This window comes from Paenibacillus glucanolyticus NBRC 15330 (assembly GCF_004000885.1).
Classification (GTDB): Bacteria; Bacillota; Bacilli; order Paenibacillales; family Paenibacillaceae; genus Paenibacillus_AQ; species Paenibacillus_AQ glucanolyticus.
In genome coordinates this window covers 37,661-60,082 of record NZ_BIMC01000003.1, presented here as the reverse complement: position 1 = coordinate 60,082, position 22,422 = coordinate 37,661, and the positions used below count along the sequence as shown (strand labels likewise).

General features: G+C 46.7%; 25 protein-coding genes. 1 reads left to right on the top strand and 24 read right to left on the bottom strand.

Features of this window, described 5'->3' with window-relative positions; all coding sequences use genetic code 11:
• Positions 1-134: 134 nt before the first annotated feature.
• From PGL02S_RS06355 to rpsF, 10 genes are all read right to left on the bottom strand, one after another.
• Positions 135-1,127, bottom strand: a complete 993-nt coding sequence (locus tag PGL02S_RS06355) for a D-alanyl-D-alanine carboxypeptidase family protein (protein ID WP_036640499.1) — start codon at positions 1,125-1,127, stop codon at positions 135-137.
• A 217-nt stretch (positions 1,128-1,344) separates the two neighbouring features.
• Positions 1,345-2,310, bottom strand: coding sequence for an ABC transporter ATP-binding protein (locus tag PGL02S_RS06350; protein WP_006207325.1), 966 nt, complete (start codon positions 2,308-2,310; stop codon positions 1,345-1,347).
• Positions 2,307-3,284, bottom strand: a complete 978-nt coding sequence (locus PGL02S_RS06345) for an ABC transporter ATP-binding protein (protein ID WP_006207326.1) — start codon at positions 3,282-3,284, stop codon at positions 2,307-2,309. The genes PGL02S_RS06350 and PGL02S_RS06345 overlap by 4 nt, the downstream gene beginning before the upstream one ends.
• An 11-nt stretch (positions 3,285-3,295) precedes the next feature.
• Entirely contained in the window at positions 3,296-4,219 is a 924-nt protein-coding gene (gene opp4C, locus PGL02S_RS06340; protein WP_006207327.1) for an oligopeptide ABC transporter permease, read from the bottom strand.
• A gap of 12 nt (positions 4,220-4,231) precedes the next feature.
• Positions 4,232-5,194, bottom strand: coding sequence for an ABC transporter permease (locus tag PGL02S_RS06335; RefSeq protein WP_006207328.1), 963 nt, complete (start codon positions 5,192-5,194; stop codon positions 4,232-4,234).
• 66 nt (positions 5,195-5,260) lie between these two features.
• On the bottom strand, positions 5,261-7,027 hold the full coding sequence (locus PGL02S_RS06330) for an ABC transporter substrate-binding protein (protein ID WP_036640502.1): 1,767 nt from the start codon (positions 7,025-7,027) through the stop codon (positions 5,261-5,263).
• 728 nt (positions 7,028-7,755) lie between these two features.
• Complete coding sequence (locus PGL02S_RS06325) at positions 7,756-8,430, bottom strand: SOS response-associated peptidase (RefSeq protein WP_036640504.1); 675 nt, start codon at positions 8,428-8,430, stop codon at positions 7,756-7,758.
• Positions 8,431-9,265: 835 nt separating this feature from the next.
• Positions 9,266-9,538, bottom strand: coding sequence for a 30S ribosomal protein S18 (gene rpsR, locus PGL02S_RS06320; protein ID WP_006207333.1), 273 nt, complete (start codon positions 9,536-9,538; stop codon positions 9,266-9,268).
• A 21-nt stretch (positions 9,539-9,559) separates the two neighbouring features.
• Entirely contained in the window at positions 9,560-10,057 is a 498-nt protein-coding gene (gene ssb, locus PGL02S_RS06315; protein ID WP_036640506.1) for a single-stranded DNA-binding protein, read from the bottom strand.
• A gap of 46 nt (positions 10,058-10,103) precedes the next feature.
• On the bottom strand, positions 10,104-10,388 hold the full coding sequence (gene rpsF, locus PGL02S_RS06310; RefSeq protein ID WP_036640509.1) for a 30S ribosomal protein S6: 285 nt from the start codon (positions 10,386-10,388) through the stop codon (positions 10,104-10,106).
• A 239-nt stretch (positions 10,389-10,627) separates the two neighbouring features.
• Here rpsF and PGL02S_RS06305 point away from each other — a divergent pair, with 239 nt between their 5' ends.
• A complete protein-coding gene (locus PGL02S_RS06305; RefSeq protein WP_006207336.1) occupies positions 10,628-10,822 on the top strand; it encodes a YjzC family protein in 195 nt (64 codons plus the stop codon).
• A 1,505-nt stretch (positions 10,823-12,327) separates the two neighbouring features.
• Here PGL02S_RS06305 and PGL02S_RS06300 read toward each other — a convergent pair.
• The 14 genes from PGL02S_RS06300 to PGL02S_RS06235 form a co-directional block, all read right to left on the bottom strand.
• On the bottom strand, positions 12,328-12,657 hold the full coding sequence (locus PGL02S_RS06300; RefSeq protein WP_036640511.1) for a DUF2577 family protein: 330 nt from the start codon (positions 12,655-12,657) through the stop codon (positions 12,328-12,330).
• Positions 12,658-12,671: 14 nt separating this feature from the next.
• A complete protein-coding gene (locus tag PGL02S_RS06295; protein WP_127502848.1) occupies positions 12,672-13,934 on the bottom strand; it encodes a hypothetical protein in 1,263 nt (420 codons plus the stop codon).
• A 538-nt stretch (positions 13,935-14,472) separates the two neighbouring features.
• Positions 14,473-14,826 carry a hypothetical protein gene (locus tag PGL02S_RS06290; RefSeq protein ID WP_063455970.1) on the bottom strand — a complete coding sequence of 118 codons (354 nt, stop codon included), beginning with the start codon at positions 14,824-14,826 and terminating at the stop codon, positions 14,473-14,475.
• A 44-nt stretch (positions 14,827-14,870) separates the two neighbouring features.
• Positions 14,871-15,191, bottom strand: a complete 321-nt coding sequence (locus PGL02S_RS06285; RefSeq protein WP_036640517.1) for a hypothetical protein — start codon at positions 15,189-15,191, stop codon at positions 14,871-14,873.
• Between the two features lies 1 nt (position 15,192).
• Positions 15,193-15,402, bottom strand: coding sequence for a hypothetical protein (locus PGL02S_RS06280; protein ID WP_036640518.1), 210 nt, complete (start codon positions 15,400-15,402; stop codon positions 15,193-15,195).
• On the bottom strand, positions 15,402-16,139 hold the full coding sequence (locus PGL02S_RS06275; protein ID WP_167666158.1) for a hypothetical protein: 738 nt from the start codon (positions 16,137-16,139) through the stop codon (positions 15,402-15,404). Before PGL02S_RS06275 ends, PGL02S_RS06280 begins: the two co-directional genes overlap by 1 nt.
• A gap of 103 nt (positions 16,140-16,242) precedes the next feature.
• Positions 16,243-16,575: a cold-shock protein gene (locus tag PGL02S_RS06270; protein WP_051449209.1), complete on the bottom strand. Its 333-nt coding sequence runs from the start codon at positions 16,573-16,575 to the stop codon at positions 16,243-16,245.
• Between the two features lie 518 nt (positions 16,576-17,093).
• A complete protein-coding gene (locus tag PGL02S_RS06265; protein WP_036640521.1) occupies positions 17,094-17,300 on the bottom strand; it encodes a hypothetical protein in 207 nt (68 codons plus the stop codon).
• Complete coding sequence (locus PGL02S_RS06260) at positions 17,293-17,682, bottom strand: hypothetical protein (RefSeq protein WP_036640522.1); 390 nt, start codon at positions 17,680-17,682, stop codon at positions 17,293-17,295. The genes PGL02S_RS06265 and PGL02S_RS06260 overlap by 8 nt, the downstream gene beginning before the upstream one ends.
• 211 nt (positions 17,683-17,893) lie before the next feature.
• Complete coding sequence (locus tag PGL02S_RS06255) at positions 17,894-18,118, bottom strand: helix-turn-helix domain-containing protein (protein WP_036640523.1); 225 nt, start codon at positions 18,116-18,118, stop codon at positions 17,894-17,896.
• A 97-nt stretch (positions 18,119-18,215) separates the two neighbouring features.
• The gene (locus PGL02S_RS06250; RefSeq protein ID WP_164762860.1) at positions 18,216-18,902 is read right to left on the bottom strand and encodes a hypothetical protein; all 687 of its coding nucleotides are present in this window, start codon (positions 18,900-18,902) and stop codon (positions 18,216-18,218) included.
• Between the two features lie 167 nt (positions 18,903-19,069).
• On the bottom strand, positions 19,070-20,482 hold the full coding sequence (locus PGL02S_RS06245; protein WP_036640527.1) for a bifunctional DNA primase/polymerase: 1,413 nt from the start codon (positions 20,480-20,482) through the stop codon (positions 19,070-19,072).
• A gap of 182 nt (positions 20,483-20,664) precedes the next feature.
• A complete protein-coding gene (locus tag PGL02S_RS06240; protein ID WP_036640529.1) occupies positions 20,665-21,015 on the bottom strand; it encodes a hypothetical protein in 351 nt (116 codons plus the stop codon).
• Positions 21,016-22,081: 1,066 nt separating this feature from the next.
• Positions 22,082-22,393, bottom strand: a complete 312-nt coding sequence (locus tag PGL02S_RS06235; RefSeq protein WP_036640532.1) for a hypothetical protein — start codon at positions 22,391-22,393, stop codon at positions 22,082-22,084.
• Positions 22,394-22,422: the final 29 nt, after the last annotated feature.

Sequence of the window (22,422 nt, the reverse complement as noted above, 5' to 3'; positions counted from 1 at the left end):
CGGGATATCCTCCCGTTGACTCACTTTTATTTAGAAGACCAGCTTCAGCACATCATCTATTGTAAACCAGATGATTATCAATTGTGAACCCTTCACGGGCAGTTCTATAAATCTACCAAATCTTCATCTATCAGCTAAACAGCAAGCTTATCATGTGAAAGAGCAAGCTTATCATGCGAAAGAGCAGCTGTGATTCCCGAATATTGAAACCAATCATCCAGCCGCTCTTTCCATGTTAACGTTTTGGCAAATCCGTAGTCAAATAGCTTTCGGGTCTCCTCAAATCTTGCTTCTTTGGATTCAGTTCCCATGACAACCGCGATAAGCCGGCTGCCTTGCTTCTCGGCTGTACCCGTGAAACAGTACCCTGCGTTGACCGTGTATCCTGTCTTTAAGCCGTCTGTACCTTCATAAGAGTAGGGGCCTCCCAGTGACGGCAGCATCCAGTTGGTGTTGCTTAAATATAAATTTCGTCCACTTATTTTCGTTTGAGTCTTGCTGGAGGTGCTGAGAATATCGGGGTGGCTTTTAATCAAATGCGCGGCAAGCTTGGCAGTGTCTTCGGCTGTCATAACGGTTTCTCTCTCCGAAGACCATTCCTGGTCCTTGTCCGTATGGCTCTCTACGCCCGAAGCATTCACGAAATGCGTAGCACTGGACAGCCCGATCTCTTTAGCCTTGGCATTCATCTTCTGGACAAACGCCTCCTCGGAACCTGCAAAATGCTCCGCAAGAGCGACGGCGGCATCATTGGCCGAATAAACCGTTATGCTCTGGAACAACTCGCGCACCGTAAGGAATTCACCGGACTTTAAGGCAATCTTAATTCCACTTACGCCGCTTGCCGTATCGCTGATCTGAACTTCATCATCCCAGGATTTTTTTCCTGTTTTGATATCATCCAGTATCACCAATTCTGTCATCAGCTTGGACATGCTTGCAGGCGGTAAGGGGATATCGCCGTTCTCGCTGAGCAAAATACGCCCGGTGTTCAGATCCATCAAGACAACCGCTCGCGCGTCCACCTTGGGCCTAAACCCCGCTCGTTCTATATTTCCTATGACCACCGCCCCAATGGGTACGGTTATTAACAATACCATCACCAGCCAAAGCCACCGTTTTTTCATAGAATTTAGCCCTCCATACTATTAGACGGATGAAACGGGCATTTGGTCTGCTTTTTTTCAAAAAAAATATTTAGGAATATTTGTAAGTTCATTCACTGGTTTAACGGAAAAAAGGACCCCCATCCGCCCATAGACGGAGGAAATCCTTGAGTAACTCTGTTAAACTTCTTATCCATATGAAGTTAATTGTCAGAAAACTTAGATAAGAAGAGTCATATTAAGCGTAGTGACAAGCTACAAAATGATTATCGCCCATATTGCGGTATTCTGGAATCTCCTGTTTGCACAGATCCGAAGCCAGCGGACAGCGAGTGTGGAACTTACAGCCGGATGGCGGATTCGCCGGGCTTGGAATGTCGCCTTTCAGTACGATCCGATCGCGCTTTAGCGTTGGATCCGGTACGGGTACGGCTGACAGCAACGCTTTGGTATAAGGATGGAGCGGATTGCGGAACAGCTCTTCCTTGCTGGCCATTTCTACCATCGATCCCAGATACATTACCCCAATTCGATTGCACAAATGCTCTACAACGCTGAGATCATGAGAAATGAACAGATAGGTCAACTGCTTCTCACGCTGCAAGTCACTAAGCAAGTTGATGATTTGCGCTTGGATTGAAACATCCAATGCCGATACGGGCTCATCCGCTACGATAAAGTCGGGATTTAGAATCAACGCACGGGCAATCCCGATCCGTTGTCGTTGTCCGCCAGAGAATTCATGCGGATAACGATCATAGTGATATGCGGCAAGGCCGCAGATCTCAAGCGTTTCAATAACCCGGTCTTTAAGTTCTCTGCGATTAACTAAGCCGTGGTCAATCAGAGCCTCGCCAATCGCTTCCCCAACTTTAATTCTTGGGTTCAGCGAGCTAAATGGATCCTGAAACACGATTTGCATTTTCGGACGAAGTGCACGCAATTTTTCTTTAGATAATGAATGGATATCCTGACCATTGAAGATTACTTTACCTTCTGTTTTTTCCAGCAAGCGAAGAATGGTCCGGCCAATGGTGCTCTTACCGCAGCCTGATTCGCCTACAAGCCCAAAGGATTCGCCTTTGTTAATGGAAAAGCTGACGCCATCGACCGCTTTTACATTGCCCACCGTCCGCTGCAATATGCCGCCGGTAATGGGAAAGTATTTCTTCAAACCATCAATTTCGACCAGTGCCTGACTCATTGTGCTTTCCCCTCCTCTTCATACAACCAGCAAGCGACCTTGTGGCCATTCGGATCGGTACCGAGCGGAGGTGTTTTCTCTGTACATATCTGCATGCACGATTCACAGCGATCATGGAAATGACAGTTGTCTCCAAGATCCACCGGGTTTGGAACCTGTCCCGGAATTGAGTACAGACGTTCCTGCGTCTGGTTAATAATCGGTTTAGCTTTCAGAAGTCCTTTGGTATAAGGATGCTTCGGATGCTTGAAGAGCTCGATTACAGGCGCTTCTTCAATGACTTTACCTGCATACATAACTACAACATAATCCGCCATCTCGGCGACCACACCCAGGTCATGCGTAATTAACATAATGGATGTGTTCAGCTTCCCTTTAATATCGCGCATCAGATCCAGAATCTGGGCCTGAATCGTAACGTCGAGTGCTGTTGTTGGCTCATCAGCGATCAAGAGCTTCGGATTACAGCTGAGTGCAATGGCAATCATGATCCGCTGGCGCATACCGCCACTAAGTTCATGCGGATAAGAGTCGAAAATCTTCTCCGCACGCGGAATCCCAACGAGATTGATGAGGTCAATTGCACGTTTTTTTGCTTCTTTACGATTAACCAACTGATGAAGCAGAATCGGTTCAACAATCTGTTCCCCGATCGTCAATACCGGGTTAAGTGAGGTCATCGGTTCCTGGAAGATCATGGCGATATCATTACCACGAATCAAGCTCATTTCGCGCTTGCTCATCTTCAGAAGGTCCTTGCCATCATAAAAAATCTCGCCCCCTACTGGAGGTGTATCAATTAAACGCATGAGTGACATGGCTGTCACGCTTTTACCACAGCCCGATTCACCTACCACGCACAGTGTTTCGCCTTCACGGATTTTGAAGCTGACATCGTCGACGGCTTTTACAGTACCTGCGGAGGTTTGAAAATGCGTTTTTAAATTACGGAATTCAACTAATTCTTTTGCCATATTCGCATCTCCTACTTCTTCATTTTCGGGTCAAGTGCGTCGCGAAGCCCGTCACCAATCAAGTTGATTGCTACAACCGTTACAAGAATACACATTCCTGGCGGTATCCAGAGCCACGGTCTCTTACGGAAGTCAATCAAATTGTTTGCGGCTGAGATCATATTCCCCCATGATGGCGTTGGTGGAACAACACCAACCCCGAGAAAGCTTAATGCAGATTCATAAATAATCGCACCTGCTACGCCTAATGTTGCCGATACAATAATGATAGGAATCGTATTGGGCAGCAAATGGCGGAAGATTTTCCGACGATCTTTAAGCCCCAAAGCTTCCGTTGCCTGCATAAACTCCTGTTCACGAAGAGTCAATATTTGCCCCCGCACGAGACGGGAAATACCGCTCCAGCCGAGTACACCGATAATCAGCATTAGGAAATAGATACGATCTGCTGGTTCGACCTTCAAGTCGGACAAGATAGCACCCAAAATGATGAGGATCGGCAGTGTAGGCAAAGCCATGAAGATGTCAGCCATACGCATAATCAGCGTATCTACCCATCTGCGATAAAATCCTGCCAAAGCGCCAAGGGTGGCACCGATAATAATGGAAATCCCTGTGGCTACAAGTCCAACCGTAAGGGATATTCTGCCCGCGAGCATCATACGCAGGAGAATGTCACGCCCCAGTTTATCGGTTCCTAGCCAGAACTTCGAGCTTGGGGGCAAATTCTTGTCAGCTACACTGTAATCATATAAGGAATAAGGTGAGAATACTGGGCCAACAAAACATAATAAAAACATAAATACGATTATGAAAAGTCCAATGACAGCGAGACGGTTTCTGGAAAAACGGCGAATAGCTATTCGCCATGGAGAATCCGGCTGCTTCTTCTGAACTGGTAGATTCGTTTTTAATGGTGCAGCCTCTGCGGACAAATGAATCTCCTCCTACTTTAAGCGAATTCTTGGATCTGCAGCTCCATACAGAACGTCAGACAACAGGTTGCCGAGAAGTGTCAGTATAGATATGAATACCGTGAAACCTAGCATAAACGGATAATCCCGCATGCTGATGGATTCCAGATATACTTGACCTACCCCGGGCCAGATGAAAATCTTCTCCAAAATGATGGCCCCACCAAATAAGCTTGGTAGTTCGAAGCCCATCAAAGTGATCGCAGGGAGCATTGCATTGCGCAGCGCATGCTTGAAGATAACCGTACGTTCTTTCAAGCCTTTAGCCCGAGCAGTCCGAATGTAATCCTGACGGATAACTTCCAGCATGCTTGTACGGAAATACCGCGTCAAACCACCTGTGCTTAGCATGGTAAGTACGGTAACCGGCATGAACATATGCCATGCAATATCAACAAGTTGATCCCATGTGTTTCCATTAAACCCTGAAGTCTTCATGCCGCCAACCGGGAACCACCCTAAATCCAAAGCTAAAAACTTGATAAGAAGGAGTCCAATAAAGAAAGAAGGCAGTGACATACACAAAAAGATAACTAATGTGACAATCTTATCAAATAAAGAGTATTGGAACTTGGCTGAGAATACGCCAGCAAATATTGCAATAATCCAACTCAATATCAAACTGAAAAAGGCAATAAAAAAGGAATTCCATACATAGTTCCCCATTACGGTTGTAACAGGTTGTTTGTGCACAAGGGAATCTCCGAGATTACCCTTTAACATATTGCCGACCCACGTCAGGTAACGCTCGACTGGCGGCTTATCCAAACCGTAAATTGCCCGAAGCTGTGCTGCCTTCTCAGCAGTCATCGTCGGGTTGTTCACTGCAGTGATATAATCACCTGGTACCAAAGATGATATAGCAAATATGATAATGGAAATCCCGATCATTGTCGGGATAATCTGCAGCAGCCTCCGGATAATGTACTGCTTCATAATATTCCTCCCGGCTTATAAGTGGATATGCCCAGCTCTTGCGAGCTGAGCATATGTTTCTTGATGCTATTGTTCAATTTCCGCTTTGTAAAGATCAATAGCGAAAGTTTTGTAAGGCGTAATATCGATGCCGTTCAATCTGGAGTTGATTGTCCATGCATCACGTCTTTGATAAATCGGGAGGTCCGGAACATCTGCGTTCAGAATTCGATATGCTTCTGCATAAGCTGCTTTACGTTCTTCCAGATCAAAGGCGTTCAAACCTTTTTTCATAGCTGCGTCATAAGCAGGATTGGAGTATCCGATATCGTTCTGATTTCCATCCGTAATATATACAGTGGAGTCTGGATCTGGAGTCAAGCCCCATGCAGCAAAGAACATTTCGAACTCGCCTTTATCCTTCTTGTCCATGATGGCGTTAAAATCCAAAGTTTCTGCGGTTAATTTGATACCCAACTCTTGGTAATTTTGAGTCATTACTGGAATCAGTGCATCAATTACCGGGTTGTCTGCTGTAGCAGAGAAATGAATTTCAAATTTCTTGCCGTCTTTTTCGCGGATGCCGTCAGCACCTGGTGCCCAGCCTGCTTCATCAAGAAGCTGCTTCGCTTTCTCCATATCAAACTCGTGAGGCTCAATGCCTTCTTCTGTGTAAGCCCATGATTGGCTGGACTGTGGAATGTTGATCACGTTAGCATATTGACCATAGATGATTTCTACAACCTCTGCACGGTTCAAACCATAGATCAAAGCCTGACGGACTTTAGGATCTTGGAATTTTGGATCTTTATGGTTCATTGCAACATAGCCATAACCATTGGTTGGGAAAATGTTAATGTCCAGGAAGCCCATTTCTTTCAAAGCCTCTACATTATCCTCGTTTACTGTAACCATATCCATATCGATCTCACCGGATTGGAACATAGCCAATCTGGTTTCTTCAGTTGTTGTTTTGTAAATTACGTTTTTGATTTTTGGTGCGCCCAGGAAATAGTTAGGATTTGCTTCCAATACTACCTCTTGACCTGGGGAGAAGCTCTTCAGTACATATTGACCGCTGCCAATAGGTTTAGCGTGCAGTTCTTTCATGTACTCGAGATTTCCTTGCTTGTAACCTTTGCCATAGTAAGATTCTGGAACAAACGAAACGGTTCCGAGATTGTCTTTTGTCATCGCATTTGCTTCTGTAACTTCAATTTCAATCGTGTTATCATCGATAACTTTAATACCGGAAATATCGGTAGCTTTGCCTTCGTTATACTCTTTACCGCCTTTGATGTTGACAGACAGCATATCGGTTTGACCGTCATAGCTGGAATCATGATAAACCTTCATTGCAAACGCATAATCTTTTACTGTAACCGGGTCACCGTTTGAATAGGTAACGCCTGGTTTCAATTTGAATGTATACTTCAACTTATCCTCGGAAACCTCAACACTTTCAGCCAAACGGTTCGCGTAAGTACCGTCACCTTGAATAGAGAAGAAAGAGTCGAACATAGCTTCTACAACAAATTTGTCATATGCAGTTTGCCAGTAGAATGGGCTAAATACCCCTTTTGGTGCTGTCATACCAACAATAAGTGTATCTTTACGATTCAATGCAGCTGCTGGGTTCAATGATGGATCAGTAGCTTCGAAGTAACCTTGGCTCTCATCTCCACCTTCGGCTGGCGGTTCTGTAGTTTCTGTGCCATTGCCTTCAGCTGGTGGTTGCTCTGTTTGCTCCCCTTGACTTGGTGGCTGTTCTGCTGTTCCTCCGCCCGAGCACGCTGCCAGAACCGTAACGGCCATGAGCATGATCACGAACAAGAGTGACATTCTTTTCTTCATGCGAATCCTCCTCTTAAAAAATGTTGTTGCTATAAATTATCAGGACGAATATTGAAATCATCCTTAAATAATTTCGGGTACTTATACTTAAAAGTTCCTGGGATGTCATTGCATGATGTGAAATAAATTGAAAGATTTACAGAAAATATACCATTGGTCAATTAGTGCCAAAGTCTCTAGCAATATCTTCTTGCCTATAAAATTAATGTTATGATACGTGTAAATTTAGGTAACGTCAATTACTTTTTTTCATTTTTCTCAAAAATCATGTTTTTAACGTCGTTTTTGGGGGTAATAATTAAGTTTATTTCCGTTGTATATCCTTAGTTTACTGAAAATGTATGTAATATCAAGATTTATTTACAATAAATAACTATAAACTCATTGGTATTTGCACTGTTTACGTCATGAATCATAACACAGTATTTTATTAATCATTTAAAACCTTTTGTTTTTCAATATTTCGGTCAACTAAATGTTATGTTATATTACACAATACCATTTAGTTCCTTCTTGATAAAGCAAGAACTTAATTCCATGTTATATATCATTCTGACCATAAGCTTTTACTCGTTATTAGATGACGTAATTCATCCGCTTTCCATATTTTCATAGTTTAGTCCACTGCTCCATTAACGCTAAAAAAGCAACCCGAGCACAGCTCCAGATTGCTTTTTGCTTTGAATTCCATGTCAGATAAATCGACCTTTGTCTTTCATACTTACGAACTATAGGTTCTTCACCCAAGCTAATTTTAAATCCATTTCTTCAATACACTGCTGATGATCATGCGAATCGTCAGCTATAAGTGGTGTTACTGGATACATCCGCATCTGTCCCCGATACGTGTTAAGCAGCGGATAGACCGCATTCGTTCCCTGGACCTCAGGATCTAACCACTTGCGCATATTCTCTTCTGACAAAATAGCTGGCATGCGTGTTTCGAATTCCCGAATGGCTTCATTCGCTTCTGTCATTAAGACCGTGCATGTTCTCATTTCGTTGCCTCTGGCATCCCGCCATGTCTCATATAGCCCTGCCATGCCGAAAATTTCATTCTCCCCGATAACCGTTCTGACAGCATAACCCCGTTTACCAATCGTTCTCCAGTAATATAAACCGTTGCATGGAATAACGCATCGTCTCGTATCGATTGCTCTCCGGTATGTTGGGTTCTGATCCACTGTCGTAAAATCGGCATTGACCGCGTCCTTTCCCCAATAAGGAACCAGCCCCCAGCGATACTCATCAAGCACGCGCTCCCCCTGCTCCTGTACGATGACGGGCATGGTTTGGGTTGGACTAATATTATACCGGCTCTTATAATAATACATTACCCGATGGATACCAAAACGTTCATTCACCTCATCGATCCCTGCGGATAGTGAGAATCTTCTGCACATACAACTACCTCCTTTTTCCTTATCGTTTGGATAATGGAGGAGGAATATGCATAATAAGACTAACATCATTGAGCTTCCACTTCATGTACGCTTGTATCCCTGGAGTGGACATCAGGGAACTGAAAGATTTCTGCAAATTTTATGTAATCACAATATTAAATTTTCTTTAGTGCACTATTACAGCAATGTGCGTTCTCTCTGATTAAATAGGCAGAACATCCTCTTCTATATAGAGGCATAAATGATGCTGTAATGATCTCATTTTTCGATACATCTCTTGTAGATTTCTTGGACTGTTTATTTAATGGGATTTCATGCTTATTTAAGGTGGCCTCTGTATAGCTATATATAATAGAAGGAATTTTTTTCGAAGGGTGGTTTTCAGCCGTTTATTTTTAATTTTTCTTTCTGAATGAAGGTCTAAATCATTCTTGACAATGTATTGCTTGCAATAGACAATGTCCATTTGAAACAGACAGGGTTTCAGGGCTTTAAAACTGGAAAGCTTTACACCGCACTTGTATTTCTTGTGCACAGCCATGTAATCAAAATGTACACTCTGAGGAGACAGTATTCTTCTACGAAGACATTGTATCCCAACATTTGGTTAAACTGATATCACCATAAATTTGATGATTACTTTCACTGCTGTGATGATATGAGCCCAGGCATTTTCTCTTTGCTGATCGTTCAGCTTTTATCAGAGGGGCAATTTATACCTCTAGCAAGAAGGATCATGCCTGCTAAGCTACCTCTGCTCGCAGACAAGCTGTTGACTTACACAATAAAAAAGCGATCCAGCCTATGGTTAGGCTGGATCGCTGGAACACAATGATTACTCAGTTGTGTATGGAAGCAATGCGATTTGACGGGAGCGTTTGATCGCAATCGTCAGAGCACGCTGGTATTTTGCACTAGTGCCTGTTACACGACGAGGCAAGATTTTTCCGCGCTCGCTGATGAATTTTTTGAGCAGATCTGTATCTTTATAATCAATGTGAGTAATTTTGTTCACAGTGAAGAAACATACTTTACGACGCTTGTTGCGGCCGCCACGGCGTGCCGGTCTTTTGTCGTTGTCTCCGCCTTCTCTTTGTTTAAAAGCCATGCGTTGTCAGTCCTTTCCGTATTAAAATGGCAAATCATCATCCGATATATCGATCGGTTTTCCTTCATCGGAAAAAGGATCCTGATTGTTGTTTCGCGAGTAGTTATTGTTCCCACGGTTTCCGCCGCTGCTATTGCTGCCGCTGCTTCCTCCGCTGAACGACGATTCCTCACGAGTTCCTCCGCCACCGCTTGTTTCACGGTTTGACTCCAAGAAGCGAACATTATCGGCAATGACTTCGGTGACGTATACACGCTTACCTTCGTTATTCTCGTAATTCCGCACTTGAATGCGCCCCTCTACAGCCGTCAGACGGCCTTTACGCAGATAGTTGGCACAAGTCTCCGCAAGCTGTCTCCAGGTCACGACCGGAATAAAATCCGCTTCGCGCTCCCCGCCTTGTCCAGTAAATGGACGATCAACAGCAAGTGTAAATTGCGTTACAGCAACACCTGAAGGAGTATATCGCAGCTCGGGATCCTTAGTCAGTCGGCCAATCAAAATGACACGGTTCAACAATCCAATCCCCTCCTAGAACGAAATCAATTACAAAGTCTTCTACATCTTAAGCAACGTCGTTCGTGATGAGATAACGAATAACTTCGTCAGAAATCTTCATGAGACGCTCAAGTTCAGCTACAACTTCAGGTGTTGCGTTGAAGTTTACCAGAACGAATACGCCATCACGGAATTTCTTGATCTCATACGCAAGACGGCGTTTACCCATTACGTCATGCTTTGTAATTTCTCCGCCGTTGGAGATGATGCCTTGGAATTTATCGACTGCAGCTTGAACAGCTTCTTGTTCAATGTCAGGACGAATAATGTACATCACTTCATATTTGCGCATATGTTTCACCTCCTTATGGACTTCGGCCCTCAATCCCTGTTGAGAGCAAGGAGCGAGTCTAACTCGCACCATAATACTATATCAGAACGGATGATCGGATGCAAGTTTCTTTTCACTGTCGTACAGGCACTCTTCCCTTTATTACCGCGCTTTTCTCACATTCCCTGCGATGATTTGCCGTCCATTGGCGCATGATAATACATGCAGTCCATCCATCATAATGAGGAGGTAGACCCGCAATGGGAGAACAGACCGAATTTCGTGCAGGCGACAAGGCCCCCAACAACGGGGTTTATATGGAAGTAGGCGTCAGAGACCATATCATGGGGATCGAGAATCCGCGCCAGATCAAAATGAGCCGGGGTGACACCTTTCCAGAAACCCAGAATGATGACCGTGTATGGTTGAATAAACGCAGAGTACAGCCTAAGTAACAAAAGAAAGCTGTGCTCACTTTTATCCAATAAGCCGCGTCACTGTTGATCATTGTACCTGCAGATGGCATTCGCGTGATACAGGTTCCGCCATAAATTGGGCTTTATGGATCCACATATCCATCCACGTGAATCCCTCATTGAACAGCGAGGCATATATTTCCATCAACGTAACCATGCATACAAATCATGCTTCAGGCGCACATTATAATCAGGCGGTGCATGAGAGAGGTGTGGTTCCGTTGAACGTTGCAGCTGAACGACGCATGAGGTTTCTGATATTCACACGGATTGCAAGCTAAGGAAATGAGCCGAATGCTTGACCTCTTGGACAAGTGAAGCTATTGACAAGGTTCGCATAAGTGCTGATAAAATGATTCCAATTCACAAGCACCGCCTACCCAGAAGGAAGGGCCCAATCGGGTCCTTCTTTTTTTCGCTTCAGCAAGTGGATTGGATAAATTCCTTAGCAAATCGAAAAACACTCTCTGCAGGATAACCTTGCAAGAGAGTGTCTTATTCAAAGGTGCATATACAGCTTACACCTAACTTATGTAACCGTATCGTTTACATCCATAACAGCGGAACTTATAAACGATGGTGGCGGAAAGGGTGGGATTCGAACCCACGCACGCCTTGCGACGCCTAACTGATTTCGAGTCACATTTTCGTTATCGTTTCCGTTATAACTGGCGTTGTATCAACGTTCAGCTTACGGTCACATAACGGATTGATTCGGTCTCATCTACGCTTATCAGATTAGTTTCTACTATTATATAGTGTATTCTTTCCGGAGACAAGCGCGGATATCCCGAGTTTAAAAAACTTGGCGGAAATTTTTAGCGAATCGGACTCCGTTATGTTTTACCATATATTGGGTCCCTGAGTTATTTTTATTGCGCGGACGGTGTGGTCACCTGATTTCGACCTCGTTCGCTGCCTACCCGCCCCCCCTTTCGCGGGATCGAACGTTATGCATGCGTTATTCATCGCGATACCTAGCTGATTGATAATCATAACGGTGTCGGCTAACGCTGTAACCCGCATGGTTACGCCATTAGTCCGATTGCGTCCGATTATGCATCGTATTCAAACCGTTTATACATCGATTTAGCGTATAAATATGCGGTTTGACCCCCTGAAATTTTCGAGGGCACGTCCGTCCCAGGCATGCGGCGGATAAAATCGCTAAATTCACATTAATTCACAAAGGATAAATCGCACAAATATCGCGCCAATAGTCGCCCATAGTCAGTATCGTCATTATGTGAATCCGCTCAATTTCGGCCGTATTCCGCCATTGTCCGCAATCTCGTTAAATTAGCGAAAATCCGACTATATGTAAACTTTTGCACCCGTTCATATTCGCAATTCTCTCGAAATCTCTCCGCCAGACATAGCTTTTCCTCCTTATTGCTTACTTTTCGTAAGTTATGCATAAAGGTTACACGCAAAAAAAGCGGAACCACTAGCGCAGTGTTAAACGCCAATGATTCCGCATGTAATTAAATCCGGTCTAAAACGAGATAGCCTTGATTTTCCGCATACATCGCTACAGCAACGCGGTCGCCTGACTTAAGCGGAGACAATACCGCCAACTCTACGATTTCGCCGCTATTGATCGTTACCTCGCGCATATGGTCCCGTAGATGCTCGCAGACAACAACGTCATCTGCGTCCAATTCGACCGGCATGTTATCGATTTTTATTCGGATGCCCGGCAATGGCGCCAGAACGGTCGCAAATTCGATATCAACATCCTTGTTATGGCCGATCGTTTTAACGACGTGTTTTAACTGACTAAACCCTCCGCCCTCTATCAGCTCTATCGTCATATTATTGCGCCTCCTTACATCGCCAGCTCATACGCCAGCCTTTTCGCAATTCGCTCGATATCCGCTTCCTCGCGTACGTGGAACGTATTTCCGGTAATGACTACGCTGCCCGATCCGCCGCCTGCGCCATAGTTAGCGCCACTTTCGCCACGGTACCGTTTCGCTTCCTCCCGGGAGAGGACGGTTTCGCCGGCATGCAGACGCGCCTGGTAATTGTTGTACGGGACATTTCGCAAACCTCCCGAATGCCCCTTCAAGTGACCGACCAGGGCGTTAACCTGCGCATCCGTTATCTTCGTCGTGTTCACCACTTCTCGCGCGTTACTACCTCCGCCGATTACCTTCGAGCTGTAGATCGAGTCCGGATTACTCTTCACACTCTCCCATACGCTCGAACTATAGCCCATCGCGGCCAACGCTGCGCCACCGCCGACTACGTACGGATTAATCGCTAATGCTGCGACTTTGCCGCCTTTACCTCCGCCACCTTTGCCGCCGCCCTTACCGCCACCGCCGAGCAGTTTAGCCGCGGCTCCTCCGCCAAGTAACGTTGCGAGTAACGGATCGGACAGCACGCCCTGGATGATACCGCTGCCGAGCGCTGTGCCTAGCTTAATCGCCGCATCAATTAACGGCTGGGATGCCTTAAGGGCGCCTGCCAACGTATCTGTTAGGCTCCTCGCTATCCCCTCAACCTTAGCCCTACCTGACTCGTTATACCATGCGGTGAAATCGTCAGACAGTTTATTAAAGATATAGCGGACCTTCATCTCCGGTGCGAGACTTTGAAACTCCGGGTTATCGATGAAATTACGGTTAATATAGTCCGTTGCCTTGCGTACCATGTTGACGGCGCCATTTACCAAGCCGCTGAACGCGTCCGTAGCCCATACCTTGAGCCTTTTAAACTTCTCACCACTCAGATACTTGTTAAAATCCTCGAGCAACGGATTAATCTTGCGCAATCCCTCCGTACCCATCTCACGGAATGCGCGGTTAATCTGGCCGATCGATTTACGATACTGGCCGAGTGATGTCCGCGATTGAGCGTTAAGGAGTTCGTTTGTAGCTCCGATGCGATCGAAGTATTTATCCAGGTTGTTGAGCTGCTCTTCTAGGGGGAGATTTTTCCAATCGGCTACGACAGCACGTGGGAGTTCAAACCGCTCGACCAACGAAACAGCATCGCCCGAGAAGAATTCCCGCAATGCATAGGCACCGCCGGTCAGACCTTGCTCAGGATCGATCGCGCCGAGGCGTTCGGCCAGGTTAATCATCCGCTCGAGCTGCTTATTATCTTTCGTGGTCGGAATAAATGATTTACCTGCGTCAAGGAAGTCGTCCATCGTGAACATGGAGATATCTGCGCGGCTTTGTACGAAATCGAGGTACTGCCTGGCGTTCTTCTCGCTCTCCTTGCCGAACATCGCCTTGACCGTTACTTCGCGCATTTCATACTGAGCTGCAGCGCTGATTGTTTTATCAAATAGTGATTTTGCTCCACGGGCGGCAAGGTAACCGGAAGTCAACGCAGCCACCTGCCGAGTTAGGCCCGCCGTTGAACGTGCAGCACCGCTCATCATGCCGGCGCTCGATCTTACCGCCCTTCCAGTACCGACTGCGGCCGACTTAGCGCGATCAAACATGCTAGCAAGGTCGCGCGTATTGGATGCTGTGAGCTCCTGCGCTCTCGCTAACATTCTACTTGTCTGCGCAAGCTCATCGGTCGCTCTTCTGGCTCGGTCGGTCTGCCTGCGTACCTTATCGAGCGTTCGAGTGGCGCCATCGTCCTTTATTCGGATGCGTCCTTCGAGATTAAACGCCATCGGCAATCACCACCCTCTCGCTTATCCTGGCGTGAACCTTCAAACCGTGATCCACGACTCGTCCGAACTCCGCCATTTTCCGCCTAAACTTGCGCGAATCTTTCGGCAGCTCGTCCAATTCCGTAATCACATCACTAAACCGGCGCATGTATTGACCATAGTCTCGGAAATCGCGGTCCTTAGACTTGCGCAGTATGTTAGCGCTACTGGTCCATTGTTTATATTCCGCTGGAAAATCCGCCTTGAACCGGTAATCACCTGGCCGCCGCCATTCCGTTATCTGCGCGATTAGGCGTGCGGCAGGTTCCATCGCTGAGAGCGCGTCAATTTCAGTTTCGTACATGTCGATTCCTCCTTAATTAAAAAGAGAGGCCCGAAGGCCCCTCGTTATTCAAATGTAATCGTCGCGATCGTGCCGTCCGCTTGATACTTGTTACTAACTTGCGTTTTGTATGCGTCAGACAGCGCCACGCCTTGCGGCAACTTCACGATAAGATTGACGCCCGTTTCCTTGCGATCGGTCAAGAAGATGAGCGCGCCGTCTAAATTTTCCTCGATAATCTGCGGTACGTGCTTTTCGAAGCCGGTTCCGCCGTACTTGCCGAGGTAAAGCGGCTTTACTCCGTTATCAAACTCGATAGATGCGCCCCAGGAGTGCGAGTCATAGCGTTCTTGAAATCTCTTTGTTATCGTAATTGTTCCGTTCATATTAAATGTCCTCCCATTCGGTAAATTGTACTTGCGCGAAGATATTCCCATTTCTGACGTCAAAATGACGGATCAACGCTTCCGGATTCTCTTCGGTAAACTTGTGGAATGCTTCCGCGTCCTCAAAATTCAGATGTTTTTCCGTTACATTTAGGACGCGATTAGACTCGCCTTTATAGTAGTTGCTTACTGCCCTGTAGTTGATGTTCATCAGACCGCCCCCATAGATACATGAGTACCAACGCTTTGGTTATTGTGGGTGTTGATTTTCAAGTGTTTATAAGTCGGGTGTGTTATCTTAAGCGTGCGGAAGCTGAAATCGACGCTTCTGTCCGCAAGGAGATCAACTATTTTGACGGCTAACATATCCTCTTCGATAACGCTGCTAAGCTCGGAGTACAGACGCTTAATTAACCCGTCATGTTTACCGTTGGCCGCGATCTCAATACGCTCGAGTTCGTCTAATAGCGCGAGCTTCTGTCCGTTCGGCATTTGTGGAGCCAGACGTACCAATTCCTCGAGTACACTCGGATCATTTCCGTATTTCAGGGCTTGGGCGGCTTTAGTGGCGTGTTGTTTTGCTGATTCTTTCTCAGACTCGGTTAAATAACGGCGCTGTTTGGCTGCGTCCTCGTCCGCTGCTTTGCGCATGCCGGCATAGGTTAATTTCCATTGTTCGTTAAGTTCCGCAACTTCCTTTTCCAGCTTTTCTTGCATTTGCTTTGTGTAGTAATCAATTGCGCCTTCCACTTTATAGACCGGATCATCTGAATTAATCATGGCTCTATAGTCCTCGCGGTATTTAGCTACTTTCTCGGCTATACTACGCTGGATGTCCTGCCCTGCTTCTACGAGAATTCCCTTGCCTTGGCCCTGAATTTGAAGGGCATCTACATATTCCATCTCGACGAGTCGTCCCTTTTCGTAGCCGTTTACTGTCTCTTTCATGTAAATTGTTTGCATTTTTCATTTCCCCTTTTATTTGTTTTATATTTAAACTAGAGCGATTTTGACTGCGATAAGACGCCCGTCTTTCTCGCCTAGCTCATAACTAACTCGTTCTCCCGATTAATTTGATTTTCACGGCCTGACTGCGGCCCTTTGCGTCCTCTTCAATATCGAATGAAATTCTCTCTCCGTATGAGAGCCACGTGAGGCCAGGATCGACTGACTCGTTAATGTGGAAGAATATGCGCTCGCCTGTGCCGTCCACCTCGACAAATCCGTAGCGCTTTGGGTCGTTAAACTTGCGAACTGTTCCTTTGCTGCGCTTTGCTTTCGGTTGCGCGGCCGGTGACTTATAGTTCGTGGATTCAATCATTGCGTGTATTTCGGCCATCTCATCCGCATTTAAACCTTTCCATGTAAGACTCTCTTTGAACATTCTGTCATCTCCTTTTAATGTGTTGTCTTCTAACCAGAAACGGCGCGTTTCTGCGAATAATCCGCTCACTTATCGATTCTCCGAAAACCATCACGTATTCATGACCGGTCTTCTCACTCCGCAAGGTAACACGTCGGCGGTGATACTCGATCGGTTCGATTGCGATTACCTTTACGTCATTCATTGCCGGCGCTCATCCCCTTTTCGCGATTTGAGTATCTAGGTATCGGCAGCGGATACTTTCTTCACCGCGCCACACTTTACAGCGAATATCCGTCTTATTCATCGCTTGAAGCAAAACACAGCCGCAATCGCTTCGAAAATAAGGACAGTAATGCTTTGCGTCGGCTTGTTTGTCATTCAATCCCTCGCCTCCCCTCCGCTAAAATCGTGCATATTCGGTACGCTTTACGCTGATTTCGCTTGATTTCCGGCATGATTAATAGGCCCCGAAGGTGTTTATACCTTCCGAACTTCTAGAGGCTGTATCGGCATCATATCAGCGCTTACCATACCACCTATCTTTCAACGTTCACGCTGAGCAGCCGTCTGGCATTCCGTTTCTTCGAGTCAGGCACGTTGTACTGTTTTGCGACGCATATTCCGCCCTCATAGTACTGGCTAGTCTCGGTGAAGTACGGATGACTGCGATTTATCTTGCGGATTACCGCGGGATCATCAACGTAAGCAACAAGCCGGTCACCAGCGCGCCATAACTTATTCATAGCGGCCACCGCCATATTGAACGAACGTGGTATCGGTCATTTTGTATGAATCCGGCCACTTTCCGGTGGCAATCGCGGCCTGCAGCGTGAATAGTACGATCGCGCGGACCTCAAACTTGCTAATACCCCATTCCGCTTTAGGCGAGTACATTCCGCAGATCGTCATAGATAAACTTTCTATCAGCGCATATAATTTCGATTCATCCATCCGCGCAATATGATGCGGCGCGTTAGCTTTGCTCTGGATGAATCCGATAATATGTTGTAGGGCATCAACGTCTTCCACTGACCTAATAACGAAAGGCTCGATCTTTATCGGACGCTTATCCTCCGCATACTTAATAATCGTAAATCGATCATCATGGGTAATTTCAACCGTCATGTTTACCATCCATTCATCGGCTTCAGCAGTTTGCCGGGAATTTGCCTGCGTGGTGCACCAGTGGTTTAGGGTCCGAACTGTAGGACATGCTTGGATTCTTTATAATATTTGGTCCCCAAGTCTTGACCTCTACCTGATTTCTTTGTATAATTATTGTGGGGAATTATAAGTGAATTTTGGTGTGAACCCCAAAAAAAATGGAAGGTGCCAATTAAAGCGCCAATCTCTTAGATTCTCTCGCGCGTTCAATCGCCTGCATTACGTCAGGACCAGCGCCAAATTCCAGCGCGATTTTAATCTGTAACTCCTTGGTCACCGACCTTTGTCCGCTCTCTACAAGCGATATTAAAGCCGGGCTTACACGTAGCTTCTCGGCAAACGCGGCCTGGGTCATATTTGCGTTGACCCTTACCGCCATAACGCTTAATCCGTCCATTACATAACCCTCCTTCAATTAAAATAATTACATTTACCCCAAATAAAATAAGCCTCTGACGGATTACCCGTCTATATAGTATTGGAAAATGGTTCGATTACGCTGATGATTTTTTCCTCTTTTTGCGGAGGGGCGCAAGTGCCCTGTCGCGGGTAACTTGGCACTGAGTCTTGGGCTTGAATTTCAGGTGTATGATGGTATCGCAGACCTTGACTCGTCCTGGTTGCTTACTATGTGAATAGAACGCATTTCCGCATGCCAAGCATACTTTTACTCTCCTAATATCTGTACGCTCAATAGCCTCGGCCACATTTTCGACCGTTCTACGCTTATCGTGCGTCTCACGATTCCACTCGGTGCCGTCCGCATACTTACCGATGAACTCGCCTGGGCTTCGCTTAATCGTTTCGAGTCGGTCGATTAACTCTTCCGCAGACATATCGCATCGCTCATCGAATAGCTGCTCCTCAACCGGATTACCGTCGACAAAGGAATCTTCATAGACGGTTCCCGGCGGTTGATTGTCCGAATCGTCATCGCGCTCAAAACGTATGAGGAGTTCTCGTGCCTCTCTCCGTTTTTCATTCCGGTGTGCCCTTTCCGGACCAAGTACCGGATATTCTGCCTTTCGTTCCGCGACCTCGCTTATATTAAGTATGAAGTCCGCCAAGATCTCGCCGATCGTTTGAGGCGCTGCCCCCTTTCGGAGTAATGCGGGATGCTTCATCTTCCACAACCAGTACAGCGCAGGTACGAATCCCTCACTTTCTAGTTCCTCCGTCAAGCCTCGTACAAGTTCCGAACGCCAGACTGTAGGTGCGTCCTTGTTCTCTATAATGAAATTTTGGATCTTTTTTAACGCTTCCTCTTTACGGATCACGGCAATCGCCTCCTTAAAATGATGTACGTTTTGTCCTATAAATGGTTATTTCTATCCTTTAGGATGATTGGTTAAGCAGTATTATCAGTGTTGACGGCACCGATTAATGATTCGAACTGCTTTCGCGGCAAAGTCTTCCGTAATTGGTCGCGATCGTAGAAATGTGTCAGACACGCCACAAAATCCGCCTCCTCGGTAACTTCGAAAACGCCGCTATCCTCGTCGTAATCCAGAAGCATGCGGTAAACGTTCGGTTTCTTGAGAAATGTCCCTCTTTTCCGTTGGTCGCGCCGAACGATCTCGATAACCTCCGCTTTCTCTAACTTATCGACTTGCCGTCGCGCTGTCCGTTCATCCATACCGGAAGCACTCGCCATTTGCGTGTACGTCATGTAAAAGGTTCCGCCAGGGTCCGCCCACCTCTTTGAATGAACTAGCATCGCGTATGCCAGCGCCTTCTGGTTCTTCTGCGGACACTTGCGCATGATGTCGTCTATCTCCGTGAATGTCACCGTTATATCCTTTTGTTGCGCCGCCAACGTCAAATCCCGGTCATAGACGTAATCAACGCACTCGGCGAGATCCTTCGCGCAAAACTCTCGGCTTGAATCGTAGTAATCCGGATTCTGCCACGCGAACCATTCCGTTATGGCCGCCCGTGCTTCCGCCCTGTCTACTCCGTTATGATTAAAGAGGCGCGCGAGAAGTAGGAACGATTTATGACGCTGGCCTGGTCTGGTAAGTCCGACGTTGTATCGCTCGGCAGCGCGACTCAATGTGTAGCTCTCCGATTGTTCGTACGTTTCGAGCGGCCTGTGACGTCCGATCGCCTCCTCCATGTCGGCTGCTTCACGCTCACTATATGCGCCGTCACCGCCCGCAATTGTGTCGAGAATTAACGCGGCCTCCGTCTTCTTGGCAGCAAGGAAGTATGCGTGCGATTCTTCCGGCCCCATGATGCGCAACCCGTCCTCAACCGTGCAGAATCCGCAATAAGCGCCCGTTTTCTGATGATATCCGAGCGGTAGCTTTACGCCTTGCATTCCGGACGGCCGATACTCGACCTGGCCGCCCTGGACTTCGGTTAAGTCTGCGCCTGTGACAATAAAGTCGAAGAATCTGCGCGCATTCTTAACCGCGATCGCATCCGCCAGGCAGATATCGAGGTGATATCCTTTGCTTCCGCTGAATGAAATTAGATAAGTGTAAATGCCGGCTGCGTCCAGTGTTGCGGCAAGCTTGTACGTTACCCACTTCGCGAAATCGGCGTCTTCAAAGTCGACGTCAAACGTTATCAACTTCGTGAAGTATTGGCCGGCAAACGTGCCGACCGCGGATTTCCCTTCGAGATGGTATTCGAGATGGTAGCGTCGGAGCGGGTTAATTCCTCCGGGGATTGTCCTATAATAGCCGCCAGGGAATTGAAGCAGATACCGTCGGTGCTGAATGATATAAAAGTCGAATAGTCGATCGATCACGTCCATTTAGCTCGCCTCCTTTGCGTAAATTAGGGCGCCGAGGATGACGCCCATCTTGTTCTAGTCCAATTAACAAAGTCTAACCTGTTCAATCTCGTCCTTAATTCCTTTTACCATCCGATCCTTATTCTCTCTTTGAATCTGTTGTGACGCGAATTGAGAAGTTGAACATAGGTAGCTTACTGTTTTTAAAAATGAAGAGAGTGAAAGTTCGTTGTACATTTCGAAAAGGTCCCGAATGATTCTATAAACTTGGATCGGTTCAAGAAGATCCCCCCAATAAAGTACCAAATCCCCGCATCCCACTCGTTACAGTGTCTGACGCTAATCACTGTCTCAACTCTTAAATCCCCCGACCACAATGTTTCTTCGCGGATGATTAGATTGTTATTGAGCATGTCATTGTTGAAATAAACCGCAGCTTCCTCCCCATCTTCCAAAAGTTCTACAACCGATATATCAAACTGACTATAGATGTCTTTAAGAGCCACCTCATTGAAGTTGTTAAGGCTTTGATTTGCGGTTACTTTGAATTTCATTTTTCATCGTCTCCCTTTTCGTTTTAATTTTTGGTTGTACTGTATTATCTACACTGGCGCACAGCGTTCGCACAATCCGGCGTAAATTTTCCTTCCTGCTAACATCAACGACGCTCAATTGAGATCCGCACAATGTGCTTCGAAATTTTATCGCCTCCTTACCGTAATATAGAAAGCTACGGAATCGTTTCGCACATTCTGGCGTAAATTTTTCCGCCTCTACCGTTATTGCTCCCGCCCGCAGCCGACTTCGCACAAGATTCGCGAAATTTTCCAGCCCTCATATACATAGACGGACGTCAATAGGAAACCGTACAACCTGGCGTGAAATTTTGCTTCCTACCAAATATGTTCCCGGCCGACCCTGTTTCGCACACTTTCTCGTTGAATTTCTCGGTTTACGTACGTTATGACACCGCAATTAGCCGTACCGTACACTTCTGCGCGAAATAATTCCGTCTACACTACTTTGTTGCCGACCGGGGGCGATCAGCACACTTTACGGAAATATTCTGTGTACATTGTCTTCAACAACGCTCGAACGCGATCCGCACAAACTCCGTTAAGTTTTTCCGCGTTCACATACCTCGACGTACGGAAATTTGGTTTCGCACATTTTACGCGCAAAAAATATGAAAATAAATGGAACCAACAGAACCTATATTCGTATTATAGGTAAACAAAAGCGGACGAAGGTTGCCGCCTCCATCCGCAAATGTCTCAACGGCCAGCCTGTCGCCGTGATTACGCGGATACTTTCCGGGAGAGGTTCGCGCCTCTCGTACCCGCGTTGCAAATCGATCGCCTGAACGTTTGGCGCCGTTCTGACGATTAGTAAAGCGTCCGCATTTGGCGCTACGGACTTCGGATCATCGGTGTTAGCGCACCGTATCCGGTGGTCACGATTGGAGTCGTGACCGATAACCTTACCGTTTGGAGACGATAAGATCGGCCGCATCTGCAGCTACGGCCGGAATTGCGTTCAACATTCTACCTAGGCGGGTCATTACCGATCTCCCCTCCGCTTATCAGCCGTTCGAGCGGCCGGCATCATCGGGGAACGAAATCATAACGAAAATTCAACGTCGACGCCGGTATCCAGTACGTCGCGGCAAAGGAAGTCCAGTCCGGACACACTCTGCAGCCTAGCGCGGATCTCTGGTATAGCGTCCGGCCCTTTATCTTGCGATATGATGACCGGCGGCGCATCGTCGGTCCAGACGTAGTGGTCGTGTTGAGGCGCGATTCTGGCGATCCACAACGCACCGTCAACGGTATACATAGCAGTCAATGGCGCAGTATGTACGATGGTTGCGTCAACGAACTCGGATTCGTGCGGCGTGTAGACGAGCAATAACGGCACGCGTTCGAGAATCATGCGAGTACCTCCCGAATGATCGCAGCAAT

Coding starts and splice junctions, on each gene's coding strand:
- PGL02S_RS06335 (WP_006207328.1), bottom strand. CDS start 5,194: ATGAAGCAGTACATTATCCGGAGGCTGCTGCAGATTATCCCGACAATG.
- PGL02S_RS06285 (WP_036640517.1), bottom strand. CDS start 15,191: ATGAACGGAACAATTACGATAACAAAGAGATTTCAAGAACGCTATGAC.
- PGL02S_RS06325 (WP_036640504.1), bottom strand. CDS start 8,430: ATGTGCAGAAGATTCTCACTATCCGCAGGGATCGATGAGGTGAATGAA.
- PGL02S_RS06295 (WP_127502848.1), bottom strand. CDS start 13,934: ATGATTAACCTGGCCGAACGCCTCGGCGCGATCGATCCTGAGCAAGGT.
- PGL02S_RS06275 (WP_167666158.1), bottom strand. CDS start 16,139: ATGAAAGAGACAGTAAACGGCTACGAAAAGGGACGACTCGTCGAGATG.
- PGL02S_RS06265 (WP_036640521.1), bottom strand. CDS start 17,300: ATGAATAAGTTATGGCGCGCTGGTGACCGGCTTGTTGCTTACGTTGAT.
- PGL02S_RS06270 (WP_051449209.1), bottom strand. CDS start 16,575: ATGTTCAAAGAGAGTCTTACATGGAAAGGTTTAAATGCGGATGAGATG.
- PGL02S_RS06260 (WP_036640522.1), bottom strand. CDS start 17,682: ATGACGGTTGAAATTACCCATGATGATCGATTTACGATTATTAAGTAT.
- PGL02S_RS06240 (WP_036640529.1), bottom strand. CDS start 21,015: ATGAAATTCAAAGTAACCGCAAATCAAAGCCTTAACAACTTCAATGAG.
- PGL02S_RS06290 (WP_063455970.1), bottom strand. CDS start 14,826: ATGTACGAAACTGAAATTGACGCGCTCTCAGCGATGGAACCTGCCGCA.
- PGL02S_RS06235 (WP_036640532.1), bottom strand. CDS start 22,393: ATGATTCTCGAACGCGTGCCGTTATTGCTCGTCTACACGCCGCACGAA.
- PGL02S_RS06345 (WP_006207326.1), bottom strand. CDS start 3,284: ATGGCAAAAGAATTAGTTGAATTCCGTAATTTAAAAACGCATTTTCAA.
- PGL02S_RS06245 (WP_036640527.1), bottom strand. CDS start 20,482: ATGGACGTGATCGATCGACTATTCGACTTTTATATCATTCAGCACCGA.
- PGL02S_RS06355 (WP_036640499.1), bottom strand. CDS start 1,127: ATGAAAAAACGGTGGCTTTGGCTGGTGATGGTATTGTTAATAACCGTA.
- PGL02S_RS06350 (WP_006207325.1), bottom strand. CDS start 2,310: ATGAGTCAGGCACTGGTCGAAATTGATGGTTTGAAGAAATACTTTCCC.
- PGL02S_RS06280 (WP_036640518.1), bottom strand. CDS start 15,402: ATGAACATCAACTACAGGGCAGTAAGCAACTACTATAAAGGCGAGTCT.
- PGL02S_RS06330 (WP_036640502.1), bottom strand. CDS start 7,027: ATGAAGAAAAGAATGTCACTCTTGTTCGTGATCATGCTCATGGCCGTT.
- rpsR (WP_006207333.1), bottom strand. CDS start 9,538: ATGGCTTTTAAACAAAGAGAAGGCGGAGACAACGACAAAAGACCGGCA.
- rpsF (WP_036640509.1), bottom strand. CDS start 10,388: ATGCGCAAATATGAAGTGATGTACATTATTCGTCCTGACATTGAACAA.
- PGL02S_RS06305 (WP_006207336.1), top strand. CDS start 10,628: ATGGGAGAACAGACCGAATTTCGTGCAGGCGACAAGGCCCCCAACAAC.
- PGL02S_RS06300 (WP_036640511.1), bottom strand. CDS start 12,657: ATGACGATAGAGCTGATAGAGGGCGGAGGGTTTAGTCAGTTAAAACAC.
- PGL02S_RS06255 (WP_036640523.1), bottom strand. CDS start 18,118: ATGGACGGATTAAGCGTTATGGCGGTAAGGGTCAACGCAAATATGACC.